This is a genomic window from Streptomyces sp. NPDC026500 (assembly GCF_055567635.1).
The window spans coordinates 21,778-47,678 of the sequence record NZ_JBVHQB010000033.1 but is presented as its reverse complement, the minus strand read 5'-3'; the positions used below and the strand labels follow the sequence as shown (position 1 = coordinate 47,678).

Annotated in this window: 20 protein-coding genes and 2 pseudogenes; 8 read left to right on the top strand and 14 right to left on the bottom strand. The window is 71.1% G+C overall.

The genetic code is table 11. The annotated features are described in order from the left end of the window. Window positions 1–79: 79 nt before the first annotated feature. The 3 genes from ACZ4N5_RS38545 (at window position 80) to ACZ4N5_RS38535 (ending at window position 2,319) form a co-directional block, all read left to right on the top strand. The gene (locus tag ACZ4N5_RS38545; RefSeq protein ID WP_467761666.1) at window positions 80–820 is read left to right on the top strand and encodes an alpha/beta fold hydrolase; all 741 of its coding nucleotides are present in this window, start codon (window positions 80–82) and stop codon (window positions 818–820) included. A gap of 470 nt (window positions 821–1,290) precedes the next feature. Next, the gene (locus ACZ4N5_RS38540; protein WP_467761665.1) at window positions 1,291–1,764 is read left to right on the top strand and encodes a GNAT family N-acetyltransferase; all 474 of its coding nucleotides are present in this window, start codon (window positions 1,291–1,293) and stop codon (window positions 1,762–1,764) included. 87 nt (window positions 1,765–1,851) lie between these two features. Continuing rightward, window positions 1,852–2,319, top strand: a complete 468-nt coding sequence (locus tag ACZ4N5_RS38535; protein ID WP_467761664.1) for an HIT family protein — start codon at window positions 1,852–1,854, stop codon at window positions 2,317–2,319. 111 nt (window positions 2,320–2,430) lie between these two features. Here ACZ4N5_RS38535 and ACZ4N5_RS38530 read toward each other — a convergent pair whose 3' ends face one another. Together ACZ4N5_RS38530 and ACZ4N5_RS38525 are read right to left on the bottom strand one after the other, a co-directional pair. Next, window positions 2,431–2,889, bottom strand: coding sequence for a hypothetical protein (locus ACZ4N5_RS38530; protein ID WP_467761663.1), 459 nt, complete (start codon window positions 2,887–2,889; stop codon window positions 2,431–2,433). 206 nt (window positions 2,890–3,095) lie between these two features. Continuing rightward, a complete protein-coding gene (locus tag ACZ4N5_RS38525) occupies window positions 3,096–3,635 on the bottom strand; it encodes a GNAT family N-acetyltransferase (protein WP_467761662.1) in 540 nt (179 codons plus the stop codon). 246 nt (window positions 3,636–3,881) lie between these two features. Here ACZ4N5_RS38525 and ACZ4N5_RS38520 point away from each other — a divergent pair, with 246 nt between their 5' ends. The 3 genes and pseudogenes from ACZ4N5_RS38520 to ACZ4N5_RS38510 all read left to right on the top strand — a co-directional run. Then, entirely contained in the window at window positions 3,882–4,385 is a 504-nt protein-coding gene (locus ACZ4N5_RS38520) for a DUF3995 domain-containing protein (RefSeq protein ID WP_467761661.1), read from the top strand. 414 nt (window positions 4,386–4,799) lie between these two features. Then, window positions 4,800–5,393, top strand: a pseudogene (locus ACZ4N5_RS38515) (RNA-guided endonuclease InsQ/TnpB family protein); the annotation flags it as partial. Between the two features lie 86 nt (window positions 5,394–5,479). Next, window positions 5,480–5,839 (top strand): annotated as a pseudogene (locus ACZ4N5_RS38510) (response regulator); the annotation flags it as partial. A 126-nt stretch (window positions 5,840–5,965) separates the two neighbouring features. Here the strand turns inward: ACZ4N5_RS38510 and ACZ4N5_RS38505 are convergent. The 6 genes from ACZ4N5_RS38505 to ACZ4N5_RS38480 all read right to left on the bottom strand — a co-directional run bounded on the left by ACZ4N5_RS38505 (window position 5,966) and on the right by ACZ4N5_RS38480 (window position 19,330). Beyond that, window positions 5,966–6,385, bottom strand: coding sequence for a CBS domain-containing protein (locus ACZ4N5_RS38505; RefSeq protein ID WP_467761660.1), 420 nt, complete (start codon window positions 6,383–6,385; stop codon window positions 5,966–5,968). A 335-nt stretch (window positions 6,386–6,720) separates the two neighbouring features. Next, window positions 6,721–8,643, bottom strand: coding sequence for a hypothetical protein (locus tag ACZ4N5_RS38500; protein WP_467761659.1), 1,923 nt, complete (start codon window positions 8,641–8,643; stop codon window positions 6,721–6,723). Continuing rightward, window positions 8,640–12,284, bottom strand: a complete 3,645-nt coding sequence (locus ACZ4N5_RS38495; RefSeq protein ID WP_467761658.1) for a vWA domain-containing protein — start codon at window positions 12,282–12,284, stop codon at window positions 8,640–8,642. Before ACZ4N5_RS38495 ends, ACZ4N5_RS38500 begins: the two co-directional genes overlap by 4 nt. Continuing rightward, a complete protein-coding gene (locus ACZ4N5_RS38490; protein ID WP_467761657.1) occupies window positions 12,281–13,441 on the bottom strand; it encodes an ATP-binding protein in 1,161 nt (386 codons plus the stop codon). The genes ACZ4N5_RS38495 and ACZ4N5_RS38490 overlap by 4 nt, the downstream gene beginning before the upstream one ends. Before the next feature lie 115 nt (window positions 13,442–13,556). Beyond that, window positions 13,557–18,467, bottom strand: a complete 4,911-nt coding sequence (locus tag ACZ4N5_RS38485; RefSeq protein WP_467761656.1) for a DEAD/DEAH box helicase — start codon at window positions 18,465–18,467, stop codon at window positions 13,557–13,559. Continuing rightward, window positions 18,464–19,330, bottom strand: a complete 867-nt coding sequence (locus ACZ4N5_RS38480; protein ID WP_467761655.1) for a DUF4132 domain-containing protein — start codon at window positions 19,328–19,330, stop codon at window positions 18,464–18,466. The genes ACZ4N5_RS38485 and ACZ4N5_RS38480 overlap by 4 nt, the downstream gene beginning before the upstream one ends. A 270-nt stretch (window positions 19,331–19,600) precedes the next feature. Here ACZ4N5_RS38480 and ACZ4N5_RS38475 point away from each other — a divergent pair, with 270 nt between their 5' ends. Continuing rightward, window positions 19,601–19,813: a DUF6368 family protein gene (locus ACZ4N5_RS38475; RefSeq protein ID WP_467761654.1), complete on the top strand. Its 213-nt coding sequence runs from the start codon at window positions 19,601–19,603 to the stop codon at window positions 19,811–19,813. Continuing rightward, window positions 19,810–20,601 (top strand): inositol monophosphatase family protein, encoded by a 792-nt coding sequence (locus ACZ4N5_RS38470; protein ID WP_467761653.1) that lies wholly within the window; start codon window positions 19,810–19,812, stop codon window positions 20,599–20,601. Before ACZ4N5_RS38475 ends, ACZ4N5_RS38470 begins: the two co-directional genes overlap by 4 nt. A 408-nt stretch (window positions 20,602–21,009) precedes the next feature. Here ACZ4N5_RS38470 and ACZ4N5_RS38465 read toward each other — a convergent pair whose 3' ends face one another. The 6 genes from ACZ4N5_RS38465 to ACZ4N5_RS38440 form a co-directional block, all read right to left on the bottom strand. Further along, on the bottom strand, window positions 21,010–21,168 hold the full coding sequence (locus ACZ4N5_RS38465) for a hypothetical protein (RefSeq protein WP_467761652.1): 159 nt from the start codon (window positions 21,166–21,168) through the stop codon (window positions 21,010–21,012). Beyond that, window positions 21,150–21,737, bottom strand: coding sequence for a helix-turn-helix domain-containing protein (locus ACZ4N5_RS38460; protein ID WP_467761651.1), 588 nt, complete (start codon window positions 21,735–21,737; stop codon window positions 21,150–21,152). The genes ACZ4N5_RS38465 and ACZ4N5_RS38460 overlap by 19 nt, the downstream gene beginning before the upstream one ends. Window positions 21,738–21,934: 197 nt before the next feature. Next, on the bottom strand, window positions 21,935–23,056 hold the full coding sequence (locus ACZ4N5_RS38455; RefSeq protein WP_467761650.1) for an ABC transporter ATP-binding protein: 1,122 nt from the start codon (window positions 23,054–23,056) through the stop codon (window positions 21,935–21,937). A gap of 4 nt (window positions 23,057–23,060) precedes the next feature. Next, window positions 23,061–23,897, bottom strand: coding sequence for an ABC transporter permease (locus ACZ4N5_RS38450; RefSeq protein ID WP_467761649.1), 837 nt, complete (start codon window positions 23,895–23,897; stop codon window positions 23,061–23,063). Then, entirely contained in the window at window positions 23,884–24,654 is a 771-nt protein-coding gene (locus tag ACZ4N5_RS38445) for an ABC transporter permease (RefSeq protein WP_467761648.1), read from the bottom strand. Before ACZ4N5_RS38445 ends, ACZ4N5_RS38450 begins: the two co-directional genes overlap by 14 nt. A gap of 107 nt (window positions 24,655–24,761) precedes the next feature. Then, window positions 24,762–25,871 (bottom strand): extracellular solute-binding protein, encoded by a 1,110-nt coding sequence (locus ACZ4N5_RS38440; RefSeq protein WP_467761647.1) that lies wholly within the window; start codon window positions 25,869–25,871, stop codon window positions 24,762–24,764. Between the last annotated feature and the right edge of the window lie 30 nt (window positions 25,872–25,901).

Below are 25,901 nucleotides of genomic sequence, written 5' to 3'. Positions count from 1 at the left end.
GCGACGGCTGGAATCTCCCCCAGGGGGAGGTCCTACCGTCCTGACCACCGCACAGGCGATGTTTCGAAAGAGGTCTGTCATGACGACGTTTCTGCTGGTCCCGGGGCTTTTCATGGGTGGCTGGGCCTGGGAGGCGGTGGCCGCCGAGCTGACCGCGCAGGGGCACCGGGCGCTTCCGGTCACCTTGCCCGGCCTGGCCGAACGTGCGGGGGAGGACCCCGCCGGCGTCGGCCTGGGCGAGCACACGGACGCCGTGGCGGCGCTGCTCGACGCGGAGGGCCCGGGGATCGTGCTGGTGGCGCACAGCTACGGCATCTTCCCCGCCCTCGCGGCGGCCGACCGGTGCCCCGGACAGGTCGCCCGGGTGGTCTTCGTGGACACCGGCTTCCCGGAGCCGGGTGAGTCGGTGGTGGCGCAGATGCCACAGCTCGGCCTGCCGGACCGCGCCCTCGGCGGCGTCATCCCGGTGCCCGAGGAGATCCCGGCGGTGCACGCCGTCCCGCCGGCGGAGCTGGAGCGCTACCACCGCCTGGCCACCCCGCACCCGGTCCGGACCGTCACCGAGCCGATCGAGCTGACCGGCGCCTGGCTCAAGCTCCCGACCACCGGGGTGTTCTGCCTCGCGAACGGCCTCAGCCGGGAGTTCGCCCGCACGCTGCACGGCACCGGCCTGCCGCGGTTCGCCAAGCTCGCCGAGCCCGGAGTCACCTTCTTCGAACTGGCCACCGGCCACTACCCGATGCTGTCCACCCCGGTGGAGCTGGCCGACGTCCTGGTGCGCGCGGCGGCCGGCGAGGGCCTCGGCCTGTACGAGGACTGACCGTCCGCCGGCCAGCGCCTGATGAGCGTCATGGCCACCCACTTCAACCGGGGGCCGGTGCTCGACGTGATCGCCCGGTTGACGCGCCGGCTCGGGGCCACGGTCGTGCTTCAGGAGGGTGTCGCCTTGACCTCGAGGGCGGACGGGGAGAGTTGGACGACCTCCCGGAGGATCTTCGAATGGCTGCGGAGGTCGTCGACTCCTCCGGGACCTGACAGGGCAGCTGCCGAAGTAGCCCACCTGGCTGCGTGCCTGCCGGGAGGTTCAGCCGCCGTAGGCGGCCAAATGCCAAGTCGGCCTGCAGAACGTACTGGACCTTGGCGGCAGTCCGGCGTTTATGCGGGAGCCGGACCGAGAGGCCTCGGGACCGGGCTGAAGAAAGCGCGACCCCTGACCTGGTGCTGTGACCGGGATGGTTCACCGGGATATCCGTTGGCTGACTTCCGGCTGGTCTTGTAGGTTCCCCGGCTATGAGTGACGTTGGCGTGACAGAGATCCGGCTCGCTGATGCGGCAGACGCAGCGGTGATCGCACGTATCCACATGGACTCGCGAGTGGCGGCGATGCCGTACCTGCCCCCGCAGAAGCGCAGTCACGACCAGGTCACCCGGTGGATCGAGGACGTCCTGCTCAAGACATGCCGCATGTGGGTGGCGGTGCGTGACACGGAGATCCTCGGCTATGCCGCCCTTGAGGGCGACATGCTCGAACATCTCTATCTGCGGCCGGACGTCCGCCGCCAGGGCATCGGGACGCTTCTGCTCGACGAGGTCAGACGGCACAGCCCTGACGGTGTGTCCCTGCACGTCTTTGAGCAGAACACCGATGCCCGCGCGTTCTACGAACGTCACGGCTTTACCGTCCTCGACACCAGCGACGGCCGCCGGAACATGGAGAATCTGCCCGACATGACCCTTCGCTGGACATCGAACAGCGCACGGTGAAACCGCGTCCCAGCGGCCGGGGGCCTCATTGATCGGGTCAGGCCGCGAGGGCCACCCGAAAGCGAAATAGTCCTACGATCTCAGTTCATGGCGACTCCCGACTGCTACGCATGCAGCAAGGAAGCAGAGTTCGACGACCTCCCACCACGCGAGTGCGTGGCACATGACCGGCTCTGGCGGGTGGCCCACGTCTTCGACACCGGAGTGCGCGGCTGGCTGGTGCTGCTGCCTCGGCGCCACGTTGCCGCGGTCCATGACCTCACCGATGCGGAGGCATCTGCCCTGGGTGTATGGCAGGTCAGGCTCTCTCAGGCTCTCCGGAGCGTGACTGGTTGCGTGAAGACCTACGTTGTCCAATTTGCCGAAGCCGAGGGCTTCGCGCACGTTCACTTCCACATCGTGCCGCGCATGGCAGACCTGCAACCAGAACATCGCGGGCCGGGCATTTTCGAGCTGCTTCGGCAACCAGAGCAGGAACGAGTAACGGCTGACCAGGCCGACCAAATAGCCCACTCACTCCGAGCTCATCTTCATGGGCATTCGAACCCGCAGTAGCCCGACCACGAAAACGGAAGGTGGGCCAGAGCACGGGCGCCCCGGAGGGCCGAAAAGGTGCCGTGAAACAGATATCTGGCCCGACCCGCGAACTGCCACTGCTGGCACGGCCTATACCGGCTCCTCGTACAGATCGATCTCGGAGGGCCCGCGATCGAGTAGCAGCTCGAGATGCCCCTCCACGACGGCGAACCACTCGCCGAGGTCCCCCTTGGCGTCGTGAAAGAACCAGGAGTCGAAGCTCCCCAGGGCGTCGAGGGCGGGTTCGGGCTCGTAGCGCAGTTCGCAGTGAACCTGCACGTAGTGGTCGTGCTCACCGCCGTCGTCACCGATGTCGAACTGTCGGGTGAGGTCCAACGTGAACATCGGTCGCCCGCTGAAGGCGTACGTGCCGTATTGGAAGAGCAAGCCGTCGGAGTCGGGCGCGGGTCCTGTGTCAAAACGCTGCCGCCCGAATCGCGTGAACGCCAGCCATACAGCCCGAGTGGTGGTCAACTCGGTCGTCGTCGATCGCCCGGCTGCCAGCTCGGCACGCAGGAAATCGAGGGCTTCCTCCGACCGGACGGGCACGCCAGTTCTCCTCGCATCGTGAATCGGCACCTTGACCTCGTGGGGTCGGATCGAATCCAGCCCTGACCACCGAGGCGTCCGCCTCGTCGTCTCTCGACGCACGGCTCCAGCGCCGCAAGAGTTGAGCCACAACCCGAGTTTCAACAGCGCTGGGCTCCGCCCTCGCAGCGCTGTTGAGTTCCGGATCCACGATGCCAGGCGCGAGTTCAGGCGGACGGCGTGGCCGGGGACCACATGCCGAGCCACTGCTCGGCACCCCAGGCCTCGAACCGCTCCACCTCAGTGAACCCCAGCCTCGCCGCGAGACGCATCGAGCGGACGTTGGCGGTCTGGGTGGCGAGCACCACCGGCTCGCCCGGAAGCGCGCCGGCGAGCCAGTCGAGTGCCGCCGCGCACGCCTCGGCTGCGTACCCGAATCCCCATGCCCGCGGCAGGAACATGTAGCCGAGATCGGCCTTGCCCGCGGCAGCCGGGCGACGGTGCTCCGTTGCTCTCCTGAGCAGGATCTGGCCGATCATCGACCCGTCGAGATCAACGACGAAGCTCCCGGGCCACCGCTCGGGCGTCCCGGAGATCTCGCGCTCAAGTTCGTCACGCGGCCGGGGGCCACCGAGATAGGTGTGCACCTCTGGCGACGCGAGCAGCTCGATGAACGCCGCACGGTCCCGGGCCTCGGACTCGCGGAGCACGAGCCGCTCGGTCTTGATCGGGGCAGGTGGCCAGGCGACGGGTCCGAGTTCAGTCATGCCGACCAACCAATCAGCACGCTCGGCAGCGATCAAGACCCGCGGACCGATCAACCCACCGGCCCGGGCCCACCCTCACCAGCGGGGCCGGGCCCTACAAGTCCCCTACGTCCGCGATACCTACGCCTTGACGAAGGAGCAGTCGCAGCGCACCCCGCGATGACTCGGCGCGGGTTTCCCACCCCTATTGAAACCGGGGTCGCGTGAACAGACAGAATCGGCCGGGGCGTTGATCGTCGTCGAAGGGTGGGGCACGTGTCGTTGAGGACGAAGCCGGTTCGGCCGTGGGGGTATGCGGCCTGTTTATGGGCGTTGATATTCGCCGCAGCCCATTTCTATTGGGCTGTGGGAGGCGACGTGGGGCTGAGCGTGTCCGCAGGGCGGCAACTCGCCACCGCGCGCCCGCTGTGGTTCGTGGTGTTGGGGCTGTGGTGTGTTGGGGCTCTTTGCCTGGTCGGAGCCTCGCTGCCGTGGCTGCTCGCCGCGTCGCGTCCGCGGGGAGCGGCGAGGTCGATCCTGAAGTGCTTGTGCTGGGGAGTCGGTTTCATCCTGCTCATGAGAGGCATCAGCGTCGAGTTCTTGCTGCTGACCGACGTCACGCACCTTGATGGCAACGTGAGTTCGGGGCAACGGTTCTGGACCCTGGTGCTGTGGAACCCCTGGTTCGTCGCGGGTGGGCTGGCCTTCGGGATGTCCGCACTGAAAGCCGGGAGCCGTGACGCGTCCCCCTTGCTCCAGGCCGATTCGTAAGGCGGTTGACTGGATGAGGGAAGTCCGAAGTGCAGTTGCAGGGCGCGCGCGTGCAGCTGAGGGAAGCCAATTCCGGCGCGAATGGCTCGGCGCTGGAAGCAGGAGCACATTCGGTCGAGGAGCCCCACGGCCCCAAGTGCGGTTCGCTACGGCGTTGTTCGCGTTGTTGATCCGGCGATGACCGGTGAGGGCTGCCGCGCGATGGCGGGGGAGTAGACAAGTCCCCCGCTGCGTATGCCGATGCAAGCGTGAGTATGCTCGCGGAGTTTATCCGTCAGGGAGCGGCGGAATGGTGGCGGGTGTGGGGCTAACTGGTGCAGGTTTTCTAGTCATTCATAGTCATCCCGCCGACGCGGCCCCGACCGCCCCACCGGGCGGAAGTCCTCCCGCAGGTGGGAGAAGGCCAACGCCCAGCGCAACCGCGTGCACCACCGGGTTGCGAACCTCCGCGCGGACGCCCTGCACAAGCTCACCACGAGCGTGGCTGGCGAGTACGGCACCGTCGTGATCGAGGACCTCAACGTCGCCGGCATGGTGAAGAACCGGCGCCTTGCCCGGCACATCGCCGACGCCGGATTCGGCGAAATCCGCCGCCGGCTCACCTACAAGACCCGCCAGCGCCACGCCACCCGCATCATCGCGGCAGACCGTTGGTTCCCCTCCTCCAAGACCTGCTCCGGGTGCGGCGTGGTGAAAGCCAAACTGCCGCTGCACATCCGGACCTACGAATGCGACGCCTGTGGCCTGGTCATCGACCGGGACGACAACGCAGCCCGCAACCTCGCCGCCCTCGCAGCAACCGCAGTCACTGGTACCGGAGTGGCCGGAGACCAGGACACCCCCCGGGTGTCGAAACCCCGTGGAGCCGACCGGAAGACCCGCACCACCCGCCCCCGTCGCAAGGCAGGGACGGGGCGGGCAAGGCAGGGACGGGGCGGGCAGGTGGCACAACACTGCCGCACCAGCAGCAGACAGAAACGGGAGACCGTACTCAAGCCGAGCCCCTAACGCTCTGGTGATGTGACGGACCTTCCTGGCCGAAATGCCCGGAATGCTGAGACCTGACTACGGACTCAGCAACGGTTCATTCAATGATGACGTCGCAGCCCGGGGCTACCGGCCTGGCTTCGCCTGAGCTGGACCGCGCGGCGGCCTGGGGGACGGAAGAACCGTCGGTACTGCTAGTCGAGGACGACCCGGGCGACCCGCTGCTCGTGGAGGAGATGGTCGCCGACAGCGCGCTCGGTATGCGCCTGCGCTGGGTGCGCTCGATGGCCGAGGCGTGCGACGTGCTCACGTCCGAAGCCCCGGACTGCGTGCTTCTCGACCTGCACCTCCCGGACGTGCAGGGCCTGGAGGCGGTGTCGCGGGTGCGCGAGCGCGCCGAACACGTCGCCGTCGTGGTGCTCACTGGACTCGCCGAGGAGGGGACCGGTGGTGCGCCTGCCCCGGCAGAACGGCTGACGGCCCGGGGGCTGCTCCACGGAGTCCGACGGGAAGCCGCCTGGCCCGGTCACCACCGGCCCCGCCGGGATTCGCGGTGGAGTCCGGCAGGCAGCTGCTCGTCTCGGGTGTTCTCGTCACTCGTTGGGCGCGGCGGTGGTTATCGCGGACAGGATGGAGTCGGGTTCGTTCTCCACGGCGATGTCGCCGAGCGTGACGATGCCGACCGGGCGGCCGTCGTCGATGACCGGGATGCGCCGGACGGCGCGCTGGCGCATGAGGGTGACAGCCCGGTCGATGTCGTCGTCGGGCGAGACCGTGACCAGTACGTCGCTACAAGCCTGCGCCGCGGTCACATGGTCGATGTTCCCGCCCTGGCACATCACGCGGACGACGAGATCCCGGTCGGTGACGACGCCGCGCAGGCGTCCGCCTTCGGTGACCAGGACGGCGCCGATCCCCTCGTCGCGCATGTACCGGGCGACGACGGTGACGGGGGTCTGCGGCAGGACCGACCGAGGCGGCCCGGTCATCACGTCACGCACTGCCTCAACCATCGCATCGCCTTTCGCCGTGGAGGCAAAGTCCCTTCGAGGCCGTCCGCCACCCTGACCCGTGGCACCTTCAGTCACTGTTCGCGGGTTCACCGGGCGGCAAGCCCTTCACAGGGCGCATGCCCGCCACCGGCCATGGCAGTCGGCCCAGCGGGTGACGGATCTTTCACGGGCGACACCACACACCCGTCCACGCGGCCCGCCGACAGGCGCGTCCGAGCTGGTCCATGTCGGCACCGCCTCGCCGTCCTCGGCGCCGGCCTCACGTACCAAGAAGTCCTGGTGGACTCGCTCGCCCCGAGCCGGGTCCGCCCACCAGAACCCTCGGGGTCGGGTGATCAGGAATCGGCGGTCTCCGGCCGCCAGGTGGCCTGAACCAAGGCCCGCTCGACGCCCGTCAGATAGACGGCCGCGGCGAGCCACGCCCGTGCGTAACGGTCCGGGTCGGCCTCGCCGATGCGGCCGAAGACATCGCGGGTGCGCCGGTCCGCCTCGGCGGTGAGGTCGGCCGCCAGGTCCGCGGCCGTGTGGAAGCCGCCGCGGCGCATCGCTGTCCCACCCCCGCTCCGGTCGCCGTCGCGCGCTGGTTCCGCGACGGCTCTGCGACCACCCGACACGGCGACCTCGATCAGCCGCCGCAGCCGCCACAGGGGAGCCTCCGCCAGCGGGTTTGGAGGGACCTCGCTCAGGCCGTCCATGGTGGGCACGGCGGGGAGGACGTCCGTCGGCGGGAGATGCGCGCCCTCCAGTCGGTCATAGCCCAGGTCGGCGTGGCCCTGCCAGTCCGCGGGCAGCCGCAGCGTCGCCTCGGTGTCCGGCAGCGGGGCGACCGCGAGAGGGCGGAGCGTGGCGGCGCGGTCGGGGTCAAGGCGGCCGATCACGCGGAGCCGCACCCCCGGCCGGGACGCGAGCCGACGGAAGTTGGCCGTGTGGGCGAGGCCGGGGTGACTGTTGGACGGGGCCAGCCGGACCAACAGGCCGTCCGCATCGGGCCGTCCGGGCGACAGCTCCCGGGCGATCAGATGCTCGCCGACCGCTCCGACGAGGACCAGGTCGCAGCCGACCAGCTCGCGCGTCGCCTGTTCGGCCCGCTCCGGGTCGGCGCCCGGTGTGACGGCGAGCCGTTCGGCGACGACCTCGGTCAGCGGGCGGGCGAACAGCGCGGCGAGCGGGCCCGATGTCCACGAGTGACCGGTGAGCGGAGTCGCGCGCACCCCCTTGCCGGAGCCGAGGCGGCCGTCGGAGGAGACCGTCGCGCCGGAGATCAGCAGCCCGCCACGGGCGAGTTGGGCGTGATTGAGGTTTCCCGAGCCGAGCGCGACGGTGGCCGTGGCCGCGCCCTGGGCGCGGGCCGGGCCGCCGGGCCTGACGTCGGCGACCGAGAACCAGCGTCCGTCTTCGGAGACGAGATGAGTGACGACACCGCCGTACCCGGTGGCCGCGATCACCGGTTCCCGGCACACTCCGTGAACCCGCAGGCCGCCGCCCGGTCGGTAACTGCGGCGGGCGGTGCCGATCAGGGCCTGTTTCGGGTCGGCCGCGGCCAACAGGGCGGTGGTGAGTAGCAGTTCCCGCATGTTCGCGATGAGGTCGGACAGCCGGTGGCCGTCGTGGCGGGCACGCGCGCCACGCAGCCCCCGTACGACCCGCAGTGCGGCTGCCTCGGCGCGGTGCAGCCCGGCGAGTCGGGCCGTGTGCGCGGCTCGTAGCAACTCGGCCTGGGGGACAGCGCCCGCGGCGGGTACCCCGGCGGCCAGCACGGCCGCCGCCGCCGTCCACAGCTCGGACGCGGCGGCCAGCTGGGCATCGTTGAGGGGGACGTCCTCATCTGGTTCCGCGACGGTATCGGCGACGATCGGGGCGGCGGGCCCGGTGGCGCTCGGAGTGCCGAGGGCCGCAGCCGCAGCTGCCACCGCGTCGGAGGTCTCCTGCGGCGCGCCGTCGCCGTCGGCACCGGCTTCGGTGTCCGCGTCGGCCAGTGGGCACGCGCCGAGGACAGCGGCCCGGTGCAGGCACCGGGGCGCGAGCAGGCAACTGCACACCACCTGGACCGCGTCCGTGACGGTGCCGGAAGGACCGGGTGTGAGCGTGACCTCCGCATCCTCACCGCAGCGTACGCGCCGGACGGTACCGTCAGTGACGACCGCTACGGCCGCGTACGACTCGATCGCGGCGTCCAGCTTCTTGCGGAGCCTGGTGGTCAGGCTCTCGACGGCGGCGGCGACCACATCGGGCGTCACCGGGGGCAGTTCGGTGTTCAACGGGTCTCTCCGCGGAGACGGTCGCCCACCCAGCGGGCGAGAGCGAGAGGACTGAGCGCGGCGACGGGCATGCCGGCCGCGACGAGTTGCTGGGCCACGGGGACCGAGTAACGCGGGGTGCCCGTGTCGTCCAGGGCGGCGCAGCCCATCAGGTGCACCCCGGAGCCCGCCAGGGCCCGTACCTCGCCGAGGAGTCCGCCCAGCGGGTAGCCCTCCTCGAAGTCGCTCACCACCACCACGAGGGTCCGGCTGGGCACGGTGACCAGGGAGCGGGCGTGGGCGAGCCCGGCCGCGATGTGGGTGCCGCCGCCGACCCGCACTTCCAGGAGCAGCGACAGCGGGTCGTCGACCCGGTCCGTCAGGTCGATCACGTTCGTCGAGAACGTGAGGAAGTGCGTTGACAGGGTGGGGACGCCGCCCAGGACGGCCGCGGTCAGGGCCGACCAGATGACGGAGGCCTCCATCGACCCGGACACGTCGACCACGAGGATCAGGCGCCAGTCCGACTCCTTGCGCGAGCGGGTGCTGAACACCGGCCGCTCCGGTACGACCACGGTCCGGCCGTCGGACGTCCGGCGCGCGTGGGCGAGGTTGGCGCGCAGGGTGCGGGGCAGGTCGAGCCGGCCGCCGGGCCGCCTGGTGGGGCGTGGTGTCGCGAGCCCGGTGAGGGCGGGGCGCATCCGGGTGGCGAGTTCCTTGGCCAGTTCGTCGACCAGACGGCGTACGAGGGGCCGCAGCGTGGCCAGTTGCTGCTCGGGCATTCCGCCGGCGAGGGACAGCACGGAGGTCAGGAGGTCGACCGACGGGCGGACCGCGGCGGGGTCGAGTTCGGCCAGTACGTCGCTGCGGCCCTGGTCGGCGGCGCGTGCCAGCACCTCCTCGCGGACCTCCGCGCCGAACAACGCCTCCAGTTCCTCGGCCCATTCGCGGGCCGTCGGGAAGGACGCGTCCCGGCCGCCGCCCTGCCCCCGGGTGCCGCCTTCCCGGCCGAGGTCGGAGGAGCCCTCACCGCGGCCGGTGCCGTACAACTCGTCGAGCGCGTGCGCGTATCGGCGGGCGCTCTGCGGGAGTTTGTCGGTCTGTCGGCCGAGAAGCAGCCGCCAGCGGTCGGTGGCAGTGATCCGGAGCGTGGGGGACGGGGCCGTGGAGGCTGGTGTCTCCGTGGAGCGTGGTACGGCAGAGCGTGCGGTTGTGGGGCGCTCGGGATTGTCCGGGACCGCGGGGAGCCGGGAATCCGCGGGCGCCGCAGCGTTCGTCCCGGTGGGCAGACGCAGTTCGCGCAGGGCCGCGAGTCCCGCCGCGTCCGCGGCCGTCCACAGGGCGAGGAGTCGCGGTGAGGCGGTGAGTGACAGGTCGAGGCGGTCGCCGAGCCGCTCGGTCACGGTGTGCAGGAGACGGTCGCGGCCTGCAGGGGTGAGCGTGTCGAAGCCCCCGCGCAGGGCGGGCAGTCGGTCGAGGAACCCCTGGTCGGTGAGCGTGTCGATGCGGTCGAGGAGCGGGTCCAGCGCCGTCGGCGCGGACTGCAGCAACGCGGCCGCACCGCTGAGGAGCCCGCCGAGCCGACGGCCCAGCACATGCCGTGCCTCCGGGCCCGTGGCTGTGTCGATCCAGCCCGCCGTACGCGCGCCGAGGGTGCCGGCGTCGTCGAGGTCGAGCAGGACCCGGGCTGCCAGCGCGGCACCCTGGATGAGCGGGAAGCCGCTGCGGGCAAGGCCGTCGAGGGCGTCGTCCATCCGCAGTCCGAGTCGGTGTTCACCGGCCCGAGAGGCCAGCTCGATGAGCGCGCCCGCGTCCTCCGGCCGGTCACTGCCCGCCAACCCGGGCAGGGCGCGGACCGCCGACTCCGTGAGACCGGTGGCCAGTTCGGCGGCCGCCTGCCGACTGTCCGGGGTGGTGCCGGGCAGATGGCCGCGACACAGGGTCTCCAACAGGTCCAGTGCGGTGAGGAGTTCGGGCAGTGTGGCGGTGGCGGGGAGTACGGCGGCGGCATCGGTGAGCCGTTCGGCCACCAGCGACGGCAGATCGCAGCGGGCGGCCGCACCGAGGGCCGCGAGGACAAGGGCGCAGGTGGGACCGCCGTCCGCCGACTCTCTGCGGAAGGTCTCCCGCAGGGTGCCCTCGGCGGCCAGGGCCGCGGTGACACCCCGTATCCCGGCCAGGTCCAGTCGTACGGGGACGGCCGGCGTCCACGCCACTCGCCACCGGGTGGTCAGGGCAGCCGCGTCGCCCGTTCCGGCCACCGCCACGGCCTCGCCGTAGCCGGCGCCGCACACGGCAAGGCGCTGGAGCAGGATTTCGCGTCGGCCGTCGAGAGCGGAACGCAGCGGGTCGAGCCGTACCTCGCGCGCCGCGGGGTGGTCCGGGCCGGGCAGCCGCAGCGCGGTGACCTCCGCCTCCACCGAAGGGCCGAGGCCGGAGCGCGGGGTGCCCGGCGCGATCCGGCCCCGGTCGGTGCCGACCAGGACCACTTCGAGCGCCCGTGCGAGGGCTCGGCCCCGGCCGAGCGGTTCGCCCTGGCCCATCACGCTCGTCAGCGCTTCGATGACCTCGCCCCGCCCCGGCGCCGCGAGCCCGCGCACCCGCGCGAGGTCGCACGCCATCCGCAGCGTCTCGGCGGCCTCGCCCGTTCCGGCGGTGTGCCCGGCCGCGCGGAGCTCCCGGCACACGCCGGTGACCGCTCGCGCGGCCGCGCCCCGCACCCGCTCGGGATCGCCGCCGGCCGTGAACACCGCCTGCTGCCAGCGCGGGTCCCGGATGCCGGCCGGGTAGCCGGAACGGGAGTCCAGCAGATCGAAGGCATAGGGCACGAGAGAGGTGACGACGCCCGGGTGCTCCCCGAGGACGCTGTGATCGACCGCGGTCGACACGACATCGGCGGCGTCCTGGCCCGGAACCGGAACCGTATCGGGCGACAGGGCGGCTGCCGTCAGCGCCGGGGCGTGGAACGCGCCGACCACGGCCGCGACCCGGCGCCCGTCACCCGTGGCGCGGGCGATCGTCTCGCGCATGTGGGACTCCCGGGCCAGGTCCACGGCCGGTACCCCACCCCCGGCCTCGGCGTCGCTGCGCAGCGCCCAGCCGACACCGAGGGCGGCGCGGCGGATCGCCTCGGGGGCGGATCCCGGGGCGAGGACCTCCACACAGCGGTCCCACAGATCGTCGCCGTCACGGCCGGTCCCGGATGCGGCGAGCGCGTTCCCGAAGGAGACGGGGGCCGCCACGCGCGCCACGTCGGCGACCGCTGTTCGCGTGTCTGCCGCCGGCAGGGGCCCGTCCGCGTTCCATCGCGGATCGGACATCGGCAGATCGCAGCACACGACCTCCGCTCCCCGCTCGCGCGCCCAGCGGAGCGCGGCCAGCTCCGGGGAGAAGTCGGCGAACGGATAGAAGCCGAGCCGCCCGTTCTCACCCGCCCCGGCGAGTGCGACCGGCGCGATGGTGCCCGGCGCGGCCAGGTGGGTCAGCCACGACTGGAAGTCGGCGGGCAGTTCCACGCAGACGACCTCCGCCCCGCACGCGTCGAGCAGGGCGGGCACCGCCGCGGCGAGCGCCGGGCTGTGATGCCGTACGCCCAGCAGGTACGGCGTCACGGAGCCGGCGAGGGCGGAGACGGCCGCCCGTGGATCCTGGGCGTGTGTCACCGGAGGTTCTCCCGCAGGTCCCACAGACGGCGCCACAGCGCCGAACCGTCCTCGGCGCGGCGGCGCACCGGACCGTCCCAGTAGCCGAGCAGACGCGCGTGGTCGGCCGGGTCGTCCTTGCGGACCACGCCCAGCAGATGACCGGGGACCAGGTCGAGGGAGTCGGCCCCGGGAAGGTAGGCGGCCGCCACCCCGAGGGAGACGGCGACCTGCACGGCCTCGGCCGTCGACATCACCGTGCCGGGCCGTTCCACGTCCCAGCCCTCCGCGGACCGGCCGGCCCGCAGGTCACGGAAGACGGTGACCAGCACATCCAGCACCGCGTCGTCCACACCGAAGACGGCGCCCGCCCGCTCGACGGCCGCCACGGCCTGCCGCCGTACGAGCGCGGTCTCGGCGTCGACATCGGCGATCGGGTGGACCGTCTCGAAGTTGAACCGGCGCTTGAGCGCGGCCGACATCTCCGAGACACCGCGGTCGCGCAGGTTCGCGGTGGCGATGACGGTGAATCCGGGGGCGGCCGCGACCTGGGCATCGTCCGTGCCGACCAGTTCGGGCACACTCATCCGCCGGTCGGACAGGATCGACACCAGGGCGTCCTGAACCTCGGGCAGACAGCGGGTGATCTCCTCTACGCGGGCCACCCGGCCGGCGCGCATGGCGGCCAGCACGGGGGAGTCGACCAGCGCCTTCGGCGTGGGGCCCTGGGCCAGAAGCAGGGCGTAGTTCCACCCGTAGCGCATGGCGTCCTCGGTGGTGCCCGCGGTGCCCTGCACGGTCAGCGCGCTGGTGCCGCACACGGCGGCGGACAGCAGCTCGGAGAGCATCGACTTGGCTGTGCCCGGTTCACCGACGAGCAGGAGCCCGCGTTCTCCGGCGAGGGTGACCACGCACCGTTCCACCAGGGCGCGTTCGCCGACGAACTTGGGGGCGATCACCAGACGGTCCGGCAGTGTCGCGTGCCGCTGGGGGAGCTTGAGGGCCTCGCCGCCGCTGCCGCAGACGAAGGTGATCACGGATCGGGGTGTCAGCCACCAGCCGGGCGGGCGGGGGCCTGTGTCGTGGGCGGCGAGGAAGGCGAGTTCGGTGGCGTGGCGCTCTTCGGCGGGCAGGGTCTGCCGGGCCGGAAGGGCCGTCGCCGTGTCGGTCGGGGGCATGGGTTCGTCCTTGTTCGGTGGGTCGGTCTGTCGTCGTGGCAGGGGGTGCCGTGGGCGCCGGCCGGTCGGGGCCGGCGCCCGGGAGGTAGGTCAGTGACTGCGCCCCGGAGGTACGTCAGCGGCGGCGACCCCGCCGCACCTTGAGCTCCTCGAAGCGGGGGCCGCCGCCGTCCTGGACCAGCTGCCAGACCCTGCGGTACAGGTCCGCTGCCGGTTCGGTCGGCACGATGGCGGCCAGCAGAGCCGCCTCGCCGCTGAGCAGGCCGTCGAACAGCGGCTCTTTCCACCGCTCCAGCGGAAGGCGCGGAGCCTTCGGGTCCACGCAGCCGCCGGGCAGGAAGAGCGAACGTCCGGCCCTGGTGCGGGTGGCCTCCACCACCAGGTCGGTGGCGGCCAGTTCGGCTCGGGCCGCCTTGAGGCGGGCCGGCTTCCACCCCGTCCACCGGGCCGTCATCCGGTCGGTCGGGTCGGGCATGGCGAGCAGCATCAGATACAGCGTCGCGGCGTCCTCGCTGACGCCGTACTCCTTGGCGGCCTCGGTCACCAGATCCGGCACCGAGCGGCCCGGGTCCTGCGGCCACCAGGTGCCGTCCTTGCCCCGCTCGCCCGCCTGCGGGTCGCCCGGGTCGGCGAGGAGGGCCGCGAAGCGGGCGGAGCGGGCCAGGCGCAGTGCCACCTCGACCTGGTAGGGGCGTTGGCCGTCGACGCGCAGTGCGGGCAGGTACGGGTCCTGGCCCGCCTCGTCGAGCAGGGCGACCCGGAGCGCGGGGGACGGCTGGTCGTCATGGGTGGCGAGGACGACGGCACCGTACCGCTCGAAGCCCTTGCCGACCTCGGTCGGTGCGCCCGCGGTCTTCCGGAAACCGGAGAGGCTGACGTACTGCCCGAGGTCGAGCATCAGCCCGGGGTGGGCCAGCCGGTCACGTACGGCGCCGAGCGCACCCGGCAGCGTGGCGCGGATCGGATCGCCGGCGGGCAGACGGTGGGCGAGCCAGGCGGCGAGGCCGACGGCGCCGACCAGCGTCGCTCCGTTGAATCCGACCGACTCCTTGTCGACGGGCTTGACCCGGTCGCCGTCGACCGCCCACTCCAGGTCGCGGGTGAGCCGGGGCTCACCTGCCGGGTTCAGCAGCGCGGGCAGCGCCTCGCGGACATTCCACTGCCCGTGCTTGAACGCGCGTACCGCCTCGCTCAGCAACTCCTCGGGTACGGCCTCCCGTCGGCCCATCCTGCTGTTCCAGACCTCGGCCGCGGCGGCCCAATCCGGTCCCTCGGTCCACAGCCGGGCGGGCTCGGCGGGCAGCAGCGCGGCCACGACCGCGGAACGGATCGCGGGATCGACATATCGAAGCTCATCCTTGGCGACCGCCACCGGAGCGGCCTTCACCCCGATGGCGTCGCGTGCCTGTGTGGTGAGGAACGTCCGTTCGTAGACGTCGACTTGCGGCAGACCGGCCACGATCAGCCGGGCCATCGTCTCGGTGACGCCCGTCAGCCGCGCGAACTCTTCGGCGGCCTGCGGGAACCACGGCGCCGGTCCGCGCGCGGCCAGTTCCGTGAGGAGAGCGCCGAGGCGGCCCGCGTCCTCGCCCTCGCCCAGCCCGGCCGACGCCCGGAGCGTGTAGGGCTCCGGGGTCGCGAAGCGCCCGACGGGATCATGGAAGTATCCGGTGAACACGCAGCCGTCGTCACCCTGCGAGGTGCGTCCCACGAAGGCGATGAAGGAACCGCCGCCCAGGGGCAGCAGCCCGTTCCACGCGCCCTCACGCCATGCGCCGGACGCGGTGCGCAACGGGCCGGCCTCCAGGTGCAGTTCCACCTTGCGCCAGTGCGCGGGCTCGGCAGCCGGCACCAGACCCAGGGCGTCGAACTCGGCGAGCAGCGCGTGCAGCGCCTCCCGGTGATCGTCGGGCGTGGTGCGGGCGGCTGCCCGGAAGGCCAGGGCGGTGACGCGGTCGAGCAGCGTCTCCAGGCCAGGTTGTCCGACGGGAAGCCGGCTTCCGTCGAGATGGAGACGCGCGGCCGGTCCCTCCACCACGGCTGCATCGGAGAGTTGGGCCGCCCGCTTCATCTCGCGCAGGACACGGAACACGGTGTCGGCCTCATGGTCACGGTTCCACCAGGAGCGGGTGGATCCGCAGAGACCGTTGACCGCGTCGAGGAGCACGGCGTCCGGTGGCCCGGCCGGGCCTTCGTCCCGCAGGCCGCCGTCGAGCGCCTGGGTGAGCCTGGCGGCCGCCGCGTCCAGGACGGCCTGCTGACCGGCCGCGTGGCGCACGACCCCGGCGATGCCCGCGACCAGCGCGGTGTGGGTGACCGGGAGGAGGGAACGGATCGTGTCGGGCAGCGCCTCCTCGTTCTCGTGGGCCGCGGCTGCCAACAGAGCCGCCGCCGTGTCGCGATCGATCGTCCGCAGCGCTTCGGATCCCCGCCGGTCGCGGGCCGTCATGCACTCCCAGTACTGCAACGGCGGCAGCAGCAGCGAGCCCTCGCCGAAGACACCGGGAGCACGGTCGGTCTTGGCCACCGAGGTCGTGACGCCGTCCGTGTCCACGATGGCGAGCTGCCAGTTGTAGCGGACGACGGCCCGCGCCTCCTCGGCGCCGGGGAAGACCACGAGCGTGCCGGGACGGCCGATGTTCGCGGGCACGGTGACGGTGTGTCCGGAAAGATCCTGGGCGCGCACGGAGCCATCGGGCAACTGCACCACGCGCAGACCGACCAGCCCGTCCACGGGAGCGGAGGCCGGCGCGGCACCGGAGGTCGGCGAGGGGTGCAGCCGGCCGCCGTCGAAAGTGCTGCCCTCGGGGGCGTCGCCCAGTGCGTCCGCGAGGAAGGCGGGCCTGCTCATACGACCCCGCTCACCCGTCACCGGGTCGTACTCGTACCAGCCGTGCTCCTTGTGGTCCTCGCCCTCCGCGCTCCACACCCAGTACGAGACGCCGTCGCAGAGCACGTGCCGCTCCGGGGGCAGAGTGGTGTCCCCAGCATGCAGGACACCGCCGCCGGTGGTACGGCCGCCGCCCGGCAGGGCCAGCGTGATCGGCATGTCGCCCCGGTACCAGTCCATCTGGGTGCCCCGGGTGTGCCGGGCGCCTTCCAGGGATTGGGGGAGGCCGGCACGGGTGTGCCAGTAGCCGCGCAGGCCATCGGTGCGGTCGTTCCAGTAGACGAGGAGCTCTTCGTCGACATGGTGGAAGCCGGGATCGCCCCAGCTGCTGTTCGCCGGGATCCGCAGGTCGTGGGTGAGGAGCGTGCCCTCGGCGCCGATCACCCGGGCCTGTGCGGCGCCGGCGACGATCAGGTTCGGCCAGGCGTCGGCGACGATCACGTCCTCGATGTCGGCCTTGGGGACGAGGGCGGCGACCGCGTCCTCCCAGGCGGGCCAGCCGAGTTCGTCGAAGAGCCCGGCCCGCAGCGTGCGCGCGAGGACCGGCGCGAGGTCGGTTCCGGCGGCCGCGCGCACCTCGTCCTCGGCCAGCGCCAGCGCCTCGGCGGGCAACCACTTCAGACGGGCCAGCGCATCGGGCAGCTCGGGCAGGCCGACCGCGGTGAACCGCCGTACGACGGCGCGCACCCAGTCCGCGAGCAGCGGGCTGCCGCCCGGCGACGACGCCAGGAGCCTGATGGCCCGCAGCGTGTGGTCGTCGTTGCCGAACCGGTCCGCGCCCCGCCGGAAGGCCTCGTGGAAGCGGGTGTCGGCGGCCAGCGACACCAGGTCACGGTGGCCCTCGCCCAGGGCCCACTGCGTCAGCAGCAGCGGCTCGTCCTTCTTCGGAGCGGCCACCGGAACGTCCAGGGACAGCAGCAGGTCGATCAGGTCCATGTCGTGGAGGACCTTCAACGCGCGGCCGGAACTTGCGAGTTCGGTCCGCAGCCGGTCCGCCGTCCGCTCCACCAGCGGATACAGCTCAGTCATGCGGCTGGAGTCACGCCACGACCGGGCCCGCTCCCGGTAGGTCAGGAACCGCTCCAGCCAGCCCGCCGCACCGTCGTGCGGCCGCTGCTCCTCGGGCAGGGTGGCGTCCCACAGTCCCGCCGTGGCACCGGAGGCCTCCAACAGCCCCAGCCACAAGGCCGGCATCTCGGCCTCATGACTGACAGGGATCAGATCGAGCAGGGTGCCCCGCACGCGCGGTTCGCGTGCGGCCAGCGCCACCAGCGCCGTACGGTGTCCCTTCCACCAGCCGGCCGCCGCGCGCAGGGTGGCCGGCAGAGCGAGGAGTTCGGACAGGTACTCCTGTTCGGCGAGGTCCGCGTCCCGGCCGGCGGCTCGGGCCAGCTTGCGCAGGTCGTTCGCCATCTGCGCCGACGGCGGCAGCCCGCCCGCCGTACGGCGCAGACACAGACGGGTGAAACGCCGCAGCGCCTCCTCGGCCGGCACGCGCGCCGCCAGCTCCCTGGCGTAGGCCGACAGCACCTTCACCGGGAGCGCCCCGGCCAGCGCGAACTCCAGGAACACGGCGTCCAGCCGCTCCTCCTGGACCGTCAGCCCGTGCTCCGCCTCGGCCTTGCGCGCGCGGGTGAACAACTGGGCCGCGTACGTGGCGTTCTCCTCCGCGAGGAACACCCGCCCGGCCTGCTCGTAGAACGTCGGCAGGAAGTGCGGCACCGAGGCCGCGAGCCGCTCGCCGAGTTCCACGAAGGCGTCCATCGCGGTCTTCGGACGGGACTTGGCCTGCCGGGCGGCCCGCTCCAGATCCGGTACGACGCCCAGCGCGTGGTGACCGTCCTTAGGGTGGTGCACCAGCACCCACTCCGGAAAGCCCAGCGACTGGCGCAGCCCGAATCCGACCACGGCGGGCTCGGCGTCCTGCTCCAGGCCGAGGAATCCGGCGGCCAGATCCTCCGCCGCCCCCAGTTCGCCGGCGACCAGACGCACCACCACCCGGTCGTCCAGGCCCGGGTGACGGTACGTCCGCGCGGTCAGCGGCACCCCCCGCTCCCCGGCGTCTTCCGTGTCGGGCGGCAGCACCGCGCCCGCCGTCAGCAGTTCCTCGTACGACACCTGCGTCCCCCCGCTCATGCGTTCTTGCCCTCCTCGATGACACGGCCGGCGTAGAGCGCCGCGGCCATCCGCATCCCCTCCGACCAGGCGACCGGTCCGACCTCGCGCAGCGGCAGGGCGCGGCCGTCCTGGTCCTGCCAGGTGAGAGCGCCGGTCTCGACCCCGTCCTCCGAGTACGGCTCCCCGATCCACACCGAGGCCTCCACGGTGCGTCCGCCGTCCCGCACCCGGGCGGTCGCGTAACCACCGGACACGCGGTAGCCGAGCGAACTGGCGCGTGCGGCGAGGGCGAAGCGCGAGCGGAACGAGCCCCCGGTGAAGTCCCGCACCTCGGTGGACTTGGCGTCGAGGTCCTCGGGCCGCCGCCACATCGCCCGGTGGATCTGCTCGACGCGCTGGACCATGCCCAGTTCAGCGGCGAACTCCCGCAGGTCGTCGAGGTCCGGCAGCAGCACCGGGTGCGGCAGCGTGACCGTGCGCGGGGCCATCCGGACGGTCTCGCCGTCCAGGTTCACCAGTCGCAGCTCGCCGGCTTCGGTGGCCCCGCGCAGGAAGCCCACCTCGTCCGGGTCGTCGCCGACCACGGCCAGATCCCGCAGCGCGGACTGCCAGGCCTCGTCGGGCCACACCCGGGCCAGCAGCCCGGTGGGTACGGGCAGCGACGACACCATCCACGCGTCGACCTGCGCGACACACGCCGTGGCATGCCGGTCCAGCCACTCGGCGAACCGCCGCAGCCGGTCCACCTCCGGGTGGTTCTTGAGCGCGCGCGGGAGCGACTTCAACTGCCGTCCCGCCGACCGGCCCGCGGTGGCACGCGCCGCCACCCGCCCCTCCACAAGGGCGACTTCATACCCGTCACCCGCTGACAGCCAACCCACGAGGCACAGCCTTCCGCGTCAAGAACACAAGATTGAGAGCACAGTTCAGCCAGGTCAGTCCGTCCCGGGCCGAGTGCGACTATGCGCTGAACGCTAGCGTCGGCCACTGACAATCGCTCCCGGCACCCACAAAGGTCCCGCCCGGCGCACCGGAGCCTTTGCCGGTCCGCAGGGCGCCCCCGACGCGCTCGAGCGACGGTTCGCGGCCCGGAGGTGGGGGAGGGGGGCGGCGAGCAATCGAGTGGGGTCGGAAGTCCCCATTGGCCCGACGTGATCGGCGGCGTCGCCAACGCCGAACTTCGTGAGGATCAAGTGCCGATCGTGGCCGGCCTTCCGGGCATCGTCGCGACGACGACAGATCTGTCGGATGCGGCCTGCGGCTCAGCGGAATTCCTCAGGGCGTGGGTCCGGCAACCGGGCTTCCGGCTCTTGAAGCAGCCGCGGACCGGCCCGCTGATTCCGCCGATATCCTGCGTGACGTGATCAACTCGTATGCGAGCCTTGACGATGTCGAGGTAGCGACAACTGCGGCACGTGCGGGCGCGGACGTGGTGCGCGCCATGTACGGCAGGCGGCTCACGCGCATCGACAAAGGTGGCGGAGACTTCGCCACCGCCGCGGATGTAGAGGCCGAGGAGACGATCCTCAATGTCCTTCGTGCCGCGCGGCCCGACGACGCCGTGCTCGGCGAAGAGAGTGGACAGCAAGGTGTCGCGGAGGCCGCGCGCCAATGGTTGGTGGATCCCCTCTGCGGCACGCTGAACTACGCGGTCGGCAACATGCTGGTGGCGGTCAACGTGGCGCTTCGCGGCGGCGCCGCGGCAGTGGCCGACCCGTTCAGCGGCGAGGTCTTCTTCACCGACGGTGAGAAGGCCTGGGTGCGGCGCGACGGCGTCGATGCCCCGATGGCGCCCACGTCCGCCAGCCGACTAGTCGACGTCAATCTCGACCCCCCGTTCACCAGCGCGCCCAACTTCCGGGCTGTGGACCTGCTGGCTCAGCCCGACTTCGTGGAACGTTTCCGGCCCCGGGTCGTGTCCACGACTCTGGCGTTGGCCTGGGTAGCCGCCGGTCGGCGCGCCGCGTACGTGACGGACGGAGGCGAGCTGTCCGGGAGCGTGCATTTCGCCGCCGGCATCGCCTTGTGCCAGGCCGCCGACTGCGTCGTCACCGGGATCGACGGTGCCCCGATCGGGCAGACAGGCCACGGACTTGTGGCGGCGGCCGACGCCGAAACCCACCGGCTGCTGATGTCGATGATCCGAAGCTGAAGCGGGCACCGCGCCTGAAGGTCATGAGCTGCGTCGGCTTCAACCGTCGGAACCCGGGTGAGCCGGCGGGGAACGGGAAATGGACTGAGCCTCCGTGACCCCCGCCTTCAGCGCAAGCGAGTCCTGGCGGCGCGCGAGCATGGCTGCACGATGGGCGCCAAGCCCACGGGTCGACGCCGGGTGGCACGCGCGTGGCCTGGTGGTAGTACATCCGCCAGCCGGTGGCTTCGTTCCTCTTGCGCCAGATCGAGCCATGCCTCGTCCTGCGCTCGCCGCGCATGGTCTCGAACGTCAGATGCACCAGGCCCGGTGCGAGCAGCACACCGGAGATCTCAAATACGCGAACGGAACTCAGGACGCGCAGGGCAGCCGCGCGAGTGCCTGGCGCTGGGCTGCCGAGGTGACCCGTCAGTGAAGCTCCGCCATCTTGAAGTGGCTGGTCGGCTGGGTGGCGTGACCTCGTTTCGGGGTGATCATGGGGAAGCGGTCGTGCACGTGGGGCAGCATGCCGGCGGCCGCTCGGCGGACGATGACGTCCGGCGGGGCGGCTATGAGGTCCCGCTCCATGGGGCGGGGGCGAGGATCCAGATGATCTCGGCACCGTGGGAGTCGTCGGGATTGCTCCAGTTGTGCGGTTCGCCTCCGGTGAAGGTCAGTGCATCGCCGGCTTCGAGCCGTGTGCTGGTTTCGCTGAAGTGCAGGTCGATCGTGCCGGTGAGCACGTAGGCCGTCTCGAGTTCGCAGTTGATGGTGTAAAGCTTGCTTCCGCCGTTGCCTCCGGGTTCGACGATCGAGTGGATCATCTGTAGCCGGGACTGTCCGCGTGGGGTCATGAGGCGCTCTTCGACGCCGGTTCCGCCGAGGTTGATCAGAGGTGCGTCGGTGTGGCGGACCAGTTCGATGTCGGCGGAGTCGAACAGCTTGCCGATCTGGAGCGAGAGGACATCGCACAGGGTGACGAGGGTGGCGACGCTGGGGGAGGTCTCGTCGCGCTCCACGCGGCTGATGAAGCCCTTGGTGAGCCCGGTGCTGTCGGCGACCTGTTCGATGGTGAGCCTGGAGGCCTGGCGGGCCGCGCGGAGCCGTGCGCCGATCTGCAGCTTGGCGTGCCGGGGGGAGATGGGCAGTGCTCTCAAGATGTCCCCTCCGCCTGCGATTCAGCGCTCACGCCGTGGCGTGTTCAAGACTAGCGGCTCGGTGGCCGGGGTGTTCGGGTGATGTCGGGGCCGGCGGAGGCCGTAGGCAGGGCCCCGACTCCGCCTTCGAGCGGGTCGGGGCCCTGCCGCCGGTCGGTTGGGCGTCGGTACGACTGGGGGGTGGGAATCCTGGACGGTCAGGAATCGAGGACGAGCAGTTGGGCTTCCTCTTGGTTCCAGCCGATGCACACGTCGTCACCGGTCGCGCGGGGGGCGCGTTGGCTTGCGCAGAGTTCCCGCAGGAGGAGGTCCTGTCCTCCAGCGTGCACGCGGTGGCGGATGGTCGCGCCGAGGTTGGTGGAGGAAGTGAGGCGGCCCGTAGCGCTGTTCTCCGTCCGGTTTTCGGGAAGGAACGCCAGGTGTTCGGGGCGGATGGACACGGCGTACCGTTCGCCGTGGGCTCCGCGGTCGCGTACCCGGCCCGTGCCGAGGGCGCCGAGGTCGACGACGGCGGTGTCGCCGGATCGTTCCAGTACGGTGCAGGGCAGGAGATTGGTGTCGCCGAGGAAGTTGGCCACCCAGTCGTTCACGGGGTGTGCGTACACGTCCTCGGGCGGGCCCTGCTGCACGATCCTGCCGTCTCGCATGACCACGATTCTGTCCGACATGGACATGGCTTCGTCTTGATCGTGGGTGACGAACAGGACGGAGATCCCGAGGGAACGCTGGATGGTTTTGATCTCCTCCTGCATCTGCTCACGGAGCCGTTTGTCCAGCGCGGCCATTGGCTCGTCGAGCAGGAGCGCCGACGGATTGAAGACCAGGGCGCGGGCCAGGGCGACGCGCTGCTGCTGCCCGCCGGAGAGCTCGCGGGGGCGGCGGTCGCCGAGCTTCGCCAGGCCGACGCGGTCGAGTGCTTCCTCGGCCCGGCGGCGTCGCTCGGTCGGCCGGACCCGACGCATCCGCAGCGGGAACTCGACGTTCTCCCGGGCACTCATGTGCGGGAAGAGCGCGTAGCTCTGGAACACGATGCCCAAGTCGCGGTCCTTGGGCGGCAGCGTGTCGACCGGCCGGCCGTTGATCAGGACCATGCCGGAAGTGAGTTCCTCGAAGCCGGCGACCATCATCATGGTCGTCGTCTTGCCCGAGCCGCTCGGTCCCAAGAGGGTGACGAACTCGCCGGGGCGCACGGTCAGGTCGAGATCGTCGACGGCCGTGACATCACCGTAGGTCCTGCGGACGCGGCGCAGTTCGATGGAGCCCTCTTCCGCGGCACTGGCGGTGGGGGTGGCTGCTTGAAGTGCAGCTGACGTGGCCATGGGCTCACCCTTTCGGTTCGGCGGCCGTGGTGGTCAGCGGCAGCATCTGGGTGGTGGAACGGCGGCGGATCGTGAAGCAGACCTGCACCAGCAGCCCGAGCGTGGCGACGGTGACCAGCATGGCCGAGGAGACCGCGATCTTCGGTGTCAGGTTGTACTGGATGTCGGTGAACATCTTGACGGGGAGTGTCGTGGCGGCCGGCGACTGCAGGAACAGGGCGATCACCGTCTCGTCGATGGAGACGGAGAAGGCGAAGAGCGCTCCTGCGATGAGTCCGGGCCGAATGACGGGCAGGTGGACGAAGCGCGCCACCGACAGCCATCCCGCTCCGAGGCTCCGAGCCGAGCGGACCAGGGCCGGGTTGAGTCCGGACAGGCTGGCGCGGACGGTGAGGAAGGCGTAGGGCGTGGCGATGACCGCGTGGGCCAGGCCGATGGGAAGGATGGTGCCGACCAGGCCGGCGGAGGTGAAGAACTGATAGAACGCCAGAGCCAGGACGATGGCCGGGACAATCATGGGGGCGAGGATCACCCCGGTGACAGCAGCCCGCCCGGGAAAGGTGCGTCCGTGCAGGGCCACGGCGGCGGTGCCGCCCAACAACACGGCGAGTGCCACCGCGATCCCGGCAGCCTGCATGCTTGCGGCCACGGCGCTGGTCCAGGCCTGATCCCCGAGGAATCCGTTGACCGCGTCGAGAGAGAGATGGTCAGGCGGGAACGTGATGTACCGGCTCTGGTTGAACGCCATCGGTACCACGATCACCGTGGGCACGACGAGGAAGACGAAGATGGGCACAGCGGCCAGCAGGGCTGGCGAGAACCGAGGTCTAGCCGACGTCATGTGCGCCTCCTGCGCGAAGGATCCGCTGGTACGCGGCCACAAGGACGCTCACTATGGCGGTCAGTACGAGCGCGAGTGCCGACGCGCCGGCGAAGTCGGTCAACTGCCGCGCGTAGAAGTCGATTTCGTTGGCGATCATCATGTCCCCGGGGCCGCCGAGGACGACCGGTGTGATGAAGAAGCCGGTGCTGATGATGAACACCAGAAGCCCTGCCGCGGACACGCCCGGCATGGTGAGGGGCAGGATGACCCGGCGGAAGATCGAGGACTCGCTCGCGCCCAGGGAACGCGCCGCCAGCTCCAGCCGGTTGTCGATCGCGGCCAGTGCCGCGAAGATCGGGAACACGGCATAGGGGAGCAGGTAGTGCACCATGCCGACCACGACGGCGAACCGGTTGTGCAAGAGCGCCAGCGAGTGGTCGGTGAGGCCCAGTGCCTGCAGGGCGCTGTTCACCAGTCCGTTGTCCTGCAGGAGGACCGCCCACGCGAAGTTCTTCACGAGGACGCCGGTCCAAAAGGGCAGGAGGACCAGCGCGAACAGCACGACGCGTGCGAGCGGGCCTCGACGCCAGATCACCATGGCCAGCAGATAGCCGAGGACGATGGTCGCCAGCGTGGACAGCGCGCTGATTTCGAGGGTGTTCACCAGTGACCGGATGACCAACGGGTCCCGCAGGACCCGCTGGTAGGCCTGGTCGCGCATGCTGGAGGTGACGAGCCGGCCCAGCGGGGTGAGGAAGAGGAGCGCGTCGAACACGGCGATCGGCGCGAGGAGGAGAAGCCATCCTGCGCGGAGGCGGCGGAGGGGGCTGCGGGCCGCGGCGCTTGGTGCCCGCGGGGGAGCCGATGTGGCGAGGGGCATCGTCAGCTACCCGCCTGCCACAGCTTGAATGCCTGCTCCGTCGCCTTGAGGTTCTCGGCCCACCAGCGGTCGTCGCGGACCAGGATGCTGTCCGCCAGCTTCGGACTGGTGGGAAGGGCGTCCGCGACGTCGGCGGGCAGCTTCGCGAGCGCGGCGGTGTTCGCCAGCGTGAGGTTGGTCGTCGTGTCGAAGTCGGCGCCGGCGTCCGCGTCGTTGCTCATGAAGTCCATCAGCCGGAACGCCGCCTCCTTGTTGCGGGCGCCCTTGGGGACCACGAAGTAGTCGCCGGCCAAGACCCCGTTCCTGGAAGAGAAGTTGAGCCTGGCGCCGTCCTTGCGAGCGGCGTTGATACGGTTGTTGAAACTCGTCGACAGCGCGACCTCTCCCGAGGTCAGCTGCTGGATCGGCTCTTGGTTCGCGGTGTGGTAAATGAGCCGGTCGCGGCCCGGGTGCTGCGCAAGGTAGCGCAAGGCAGCGTCCACGTCGAGCGGGTAGATCTTGTCGAATGGGACGCCCTCCGCCAGGCGCGCCGCTTCCAGGACCGAGCTGTCCGACAGCTGCCCGTACACGGATCGCTTGGTGCGGTACCGTCCCTGGTCGAAGAACTGTGCCCAACTGGTGGGCGCCGAGGCGTCTGGGATGTGCGTCTGGTCCCAGGCCATCACGAACAGGAAGCTCAGGTACTTGATGCCGTAGTCGGCCTTCGCGTAGGCCGGCAGGCCCTTGTCGCTGATGATGCCGTAGTCGAACTTCTCCAGCAGCCCCTCGCCGACGGCCTGGACGTACTCGGGGGCGGTGAGTTCCACCAGGTCCCACTGGACGTCACCGGACTGCACCTGCGACTTGAGCGCGGCCAGGCTGGTATTGGCGAGCAGCGTCGGCCGGATGCCCGTCTTCTTCTGAAACGGCGTCAGGATCGTCTTCGTCAACTGGTCGTTGTAGGAACCGCCGTACGACGTGACGGTCACCGTCGTGTTCGCCGCGGCCGTGCTGGAGGACTTGGTGCTGCAGGCGGTGAGGAGACTGCCCGCGAACGGGACGCTGAGCGCGGTGACGGCCCCCGCCCGCAGGAAGGACCGCCGGTTGAGGGGTGTCGTCGTCTGCTCGTTCATCTTGGCATGGCCTCTCTTGGCTTTTCGCGC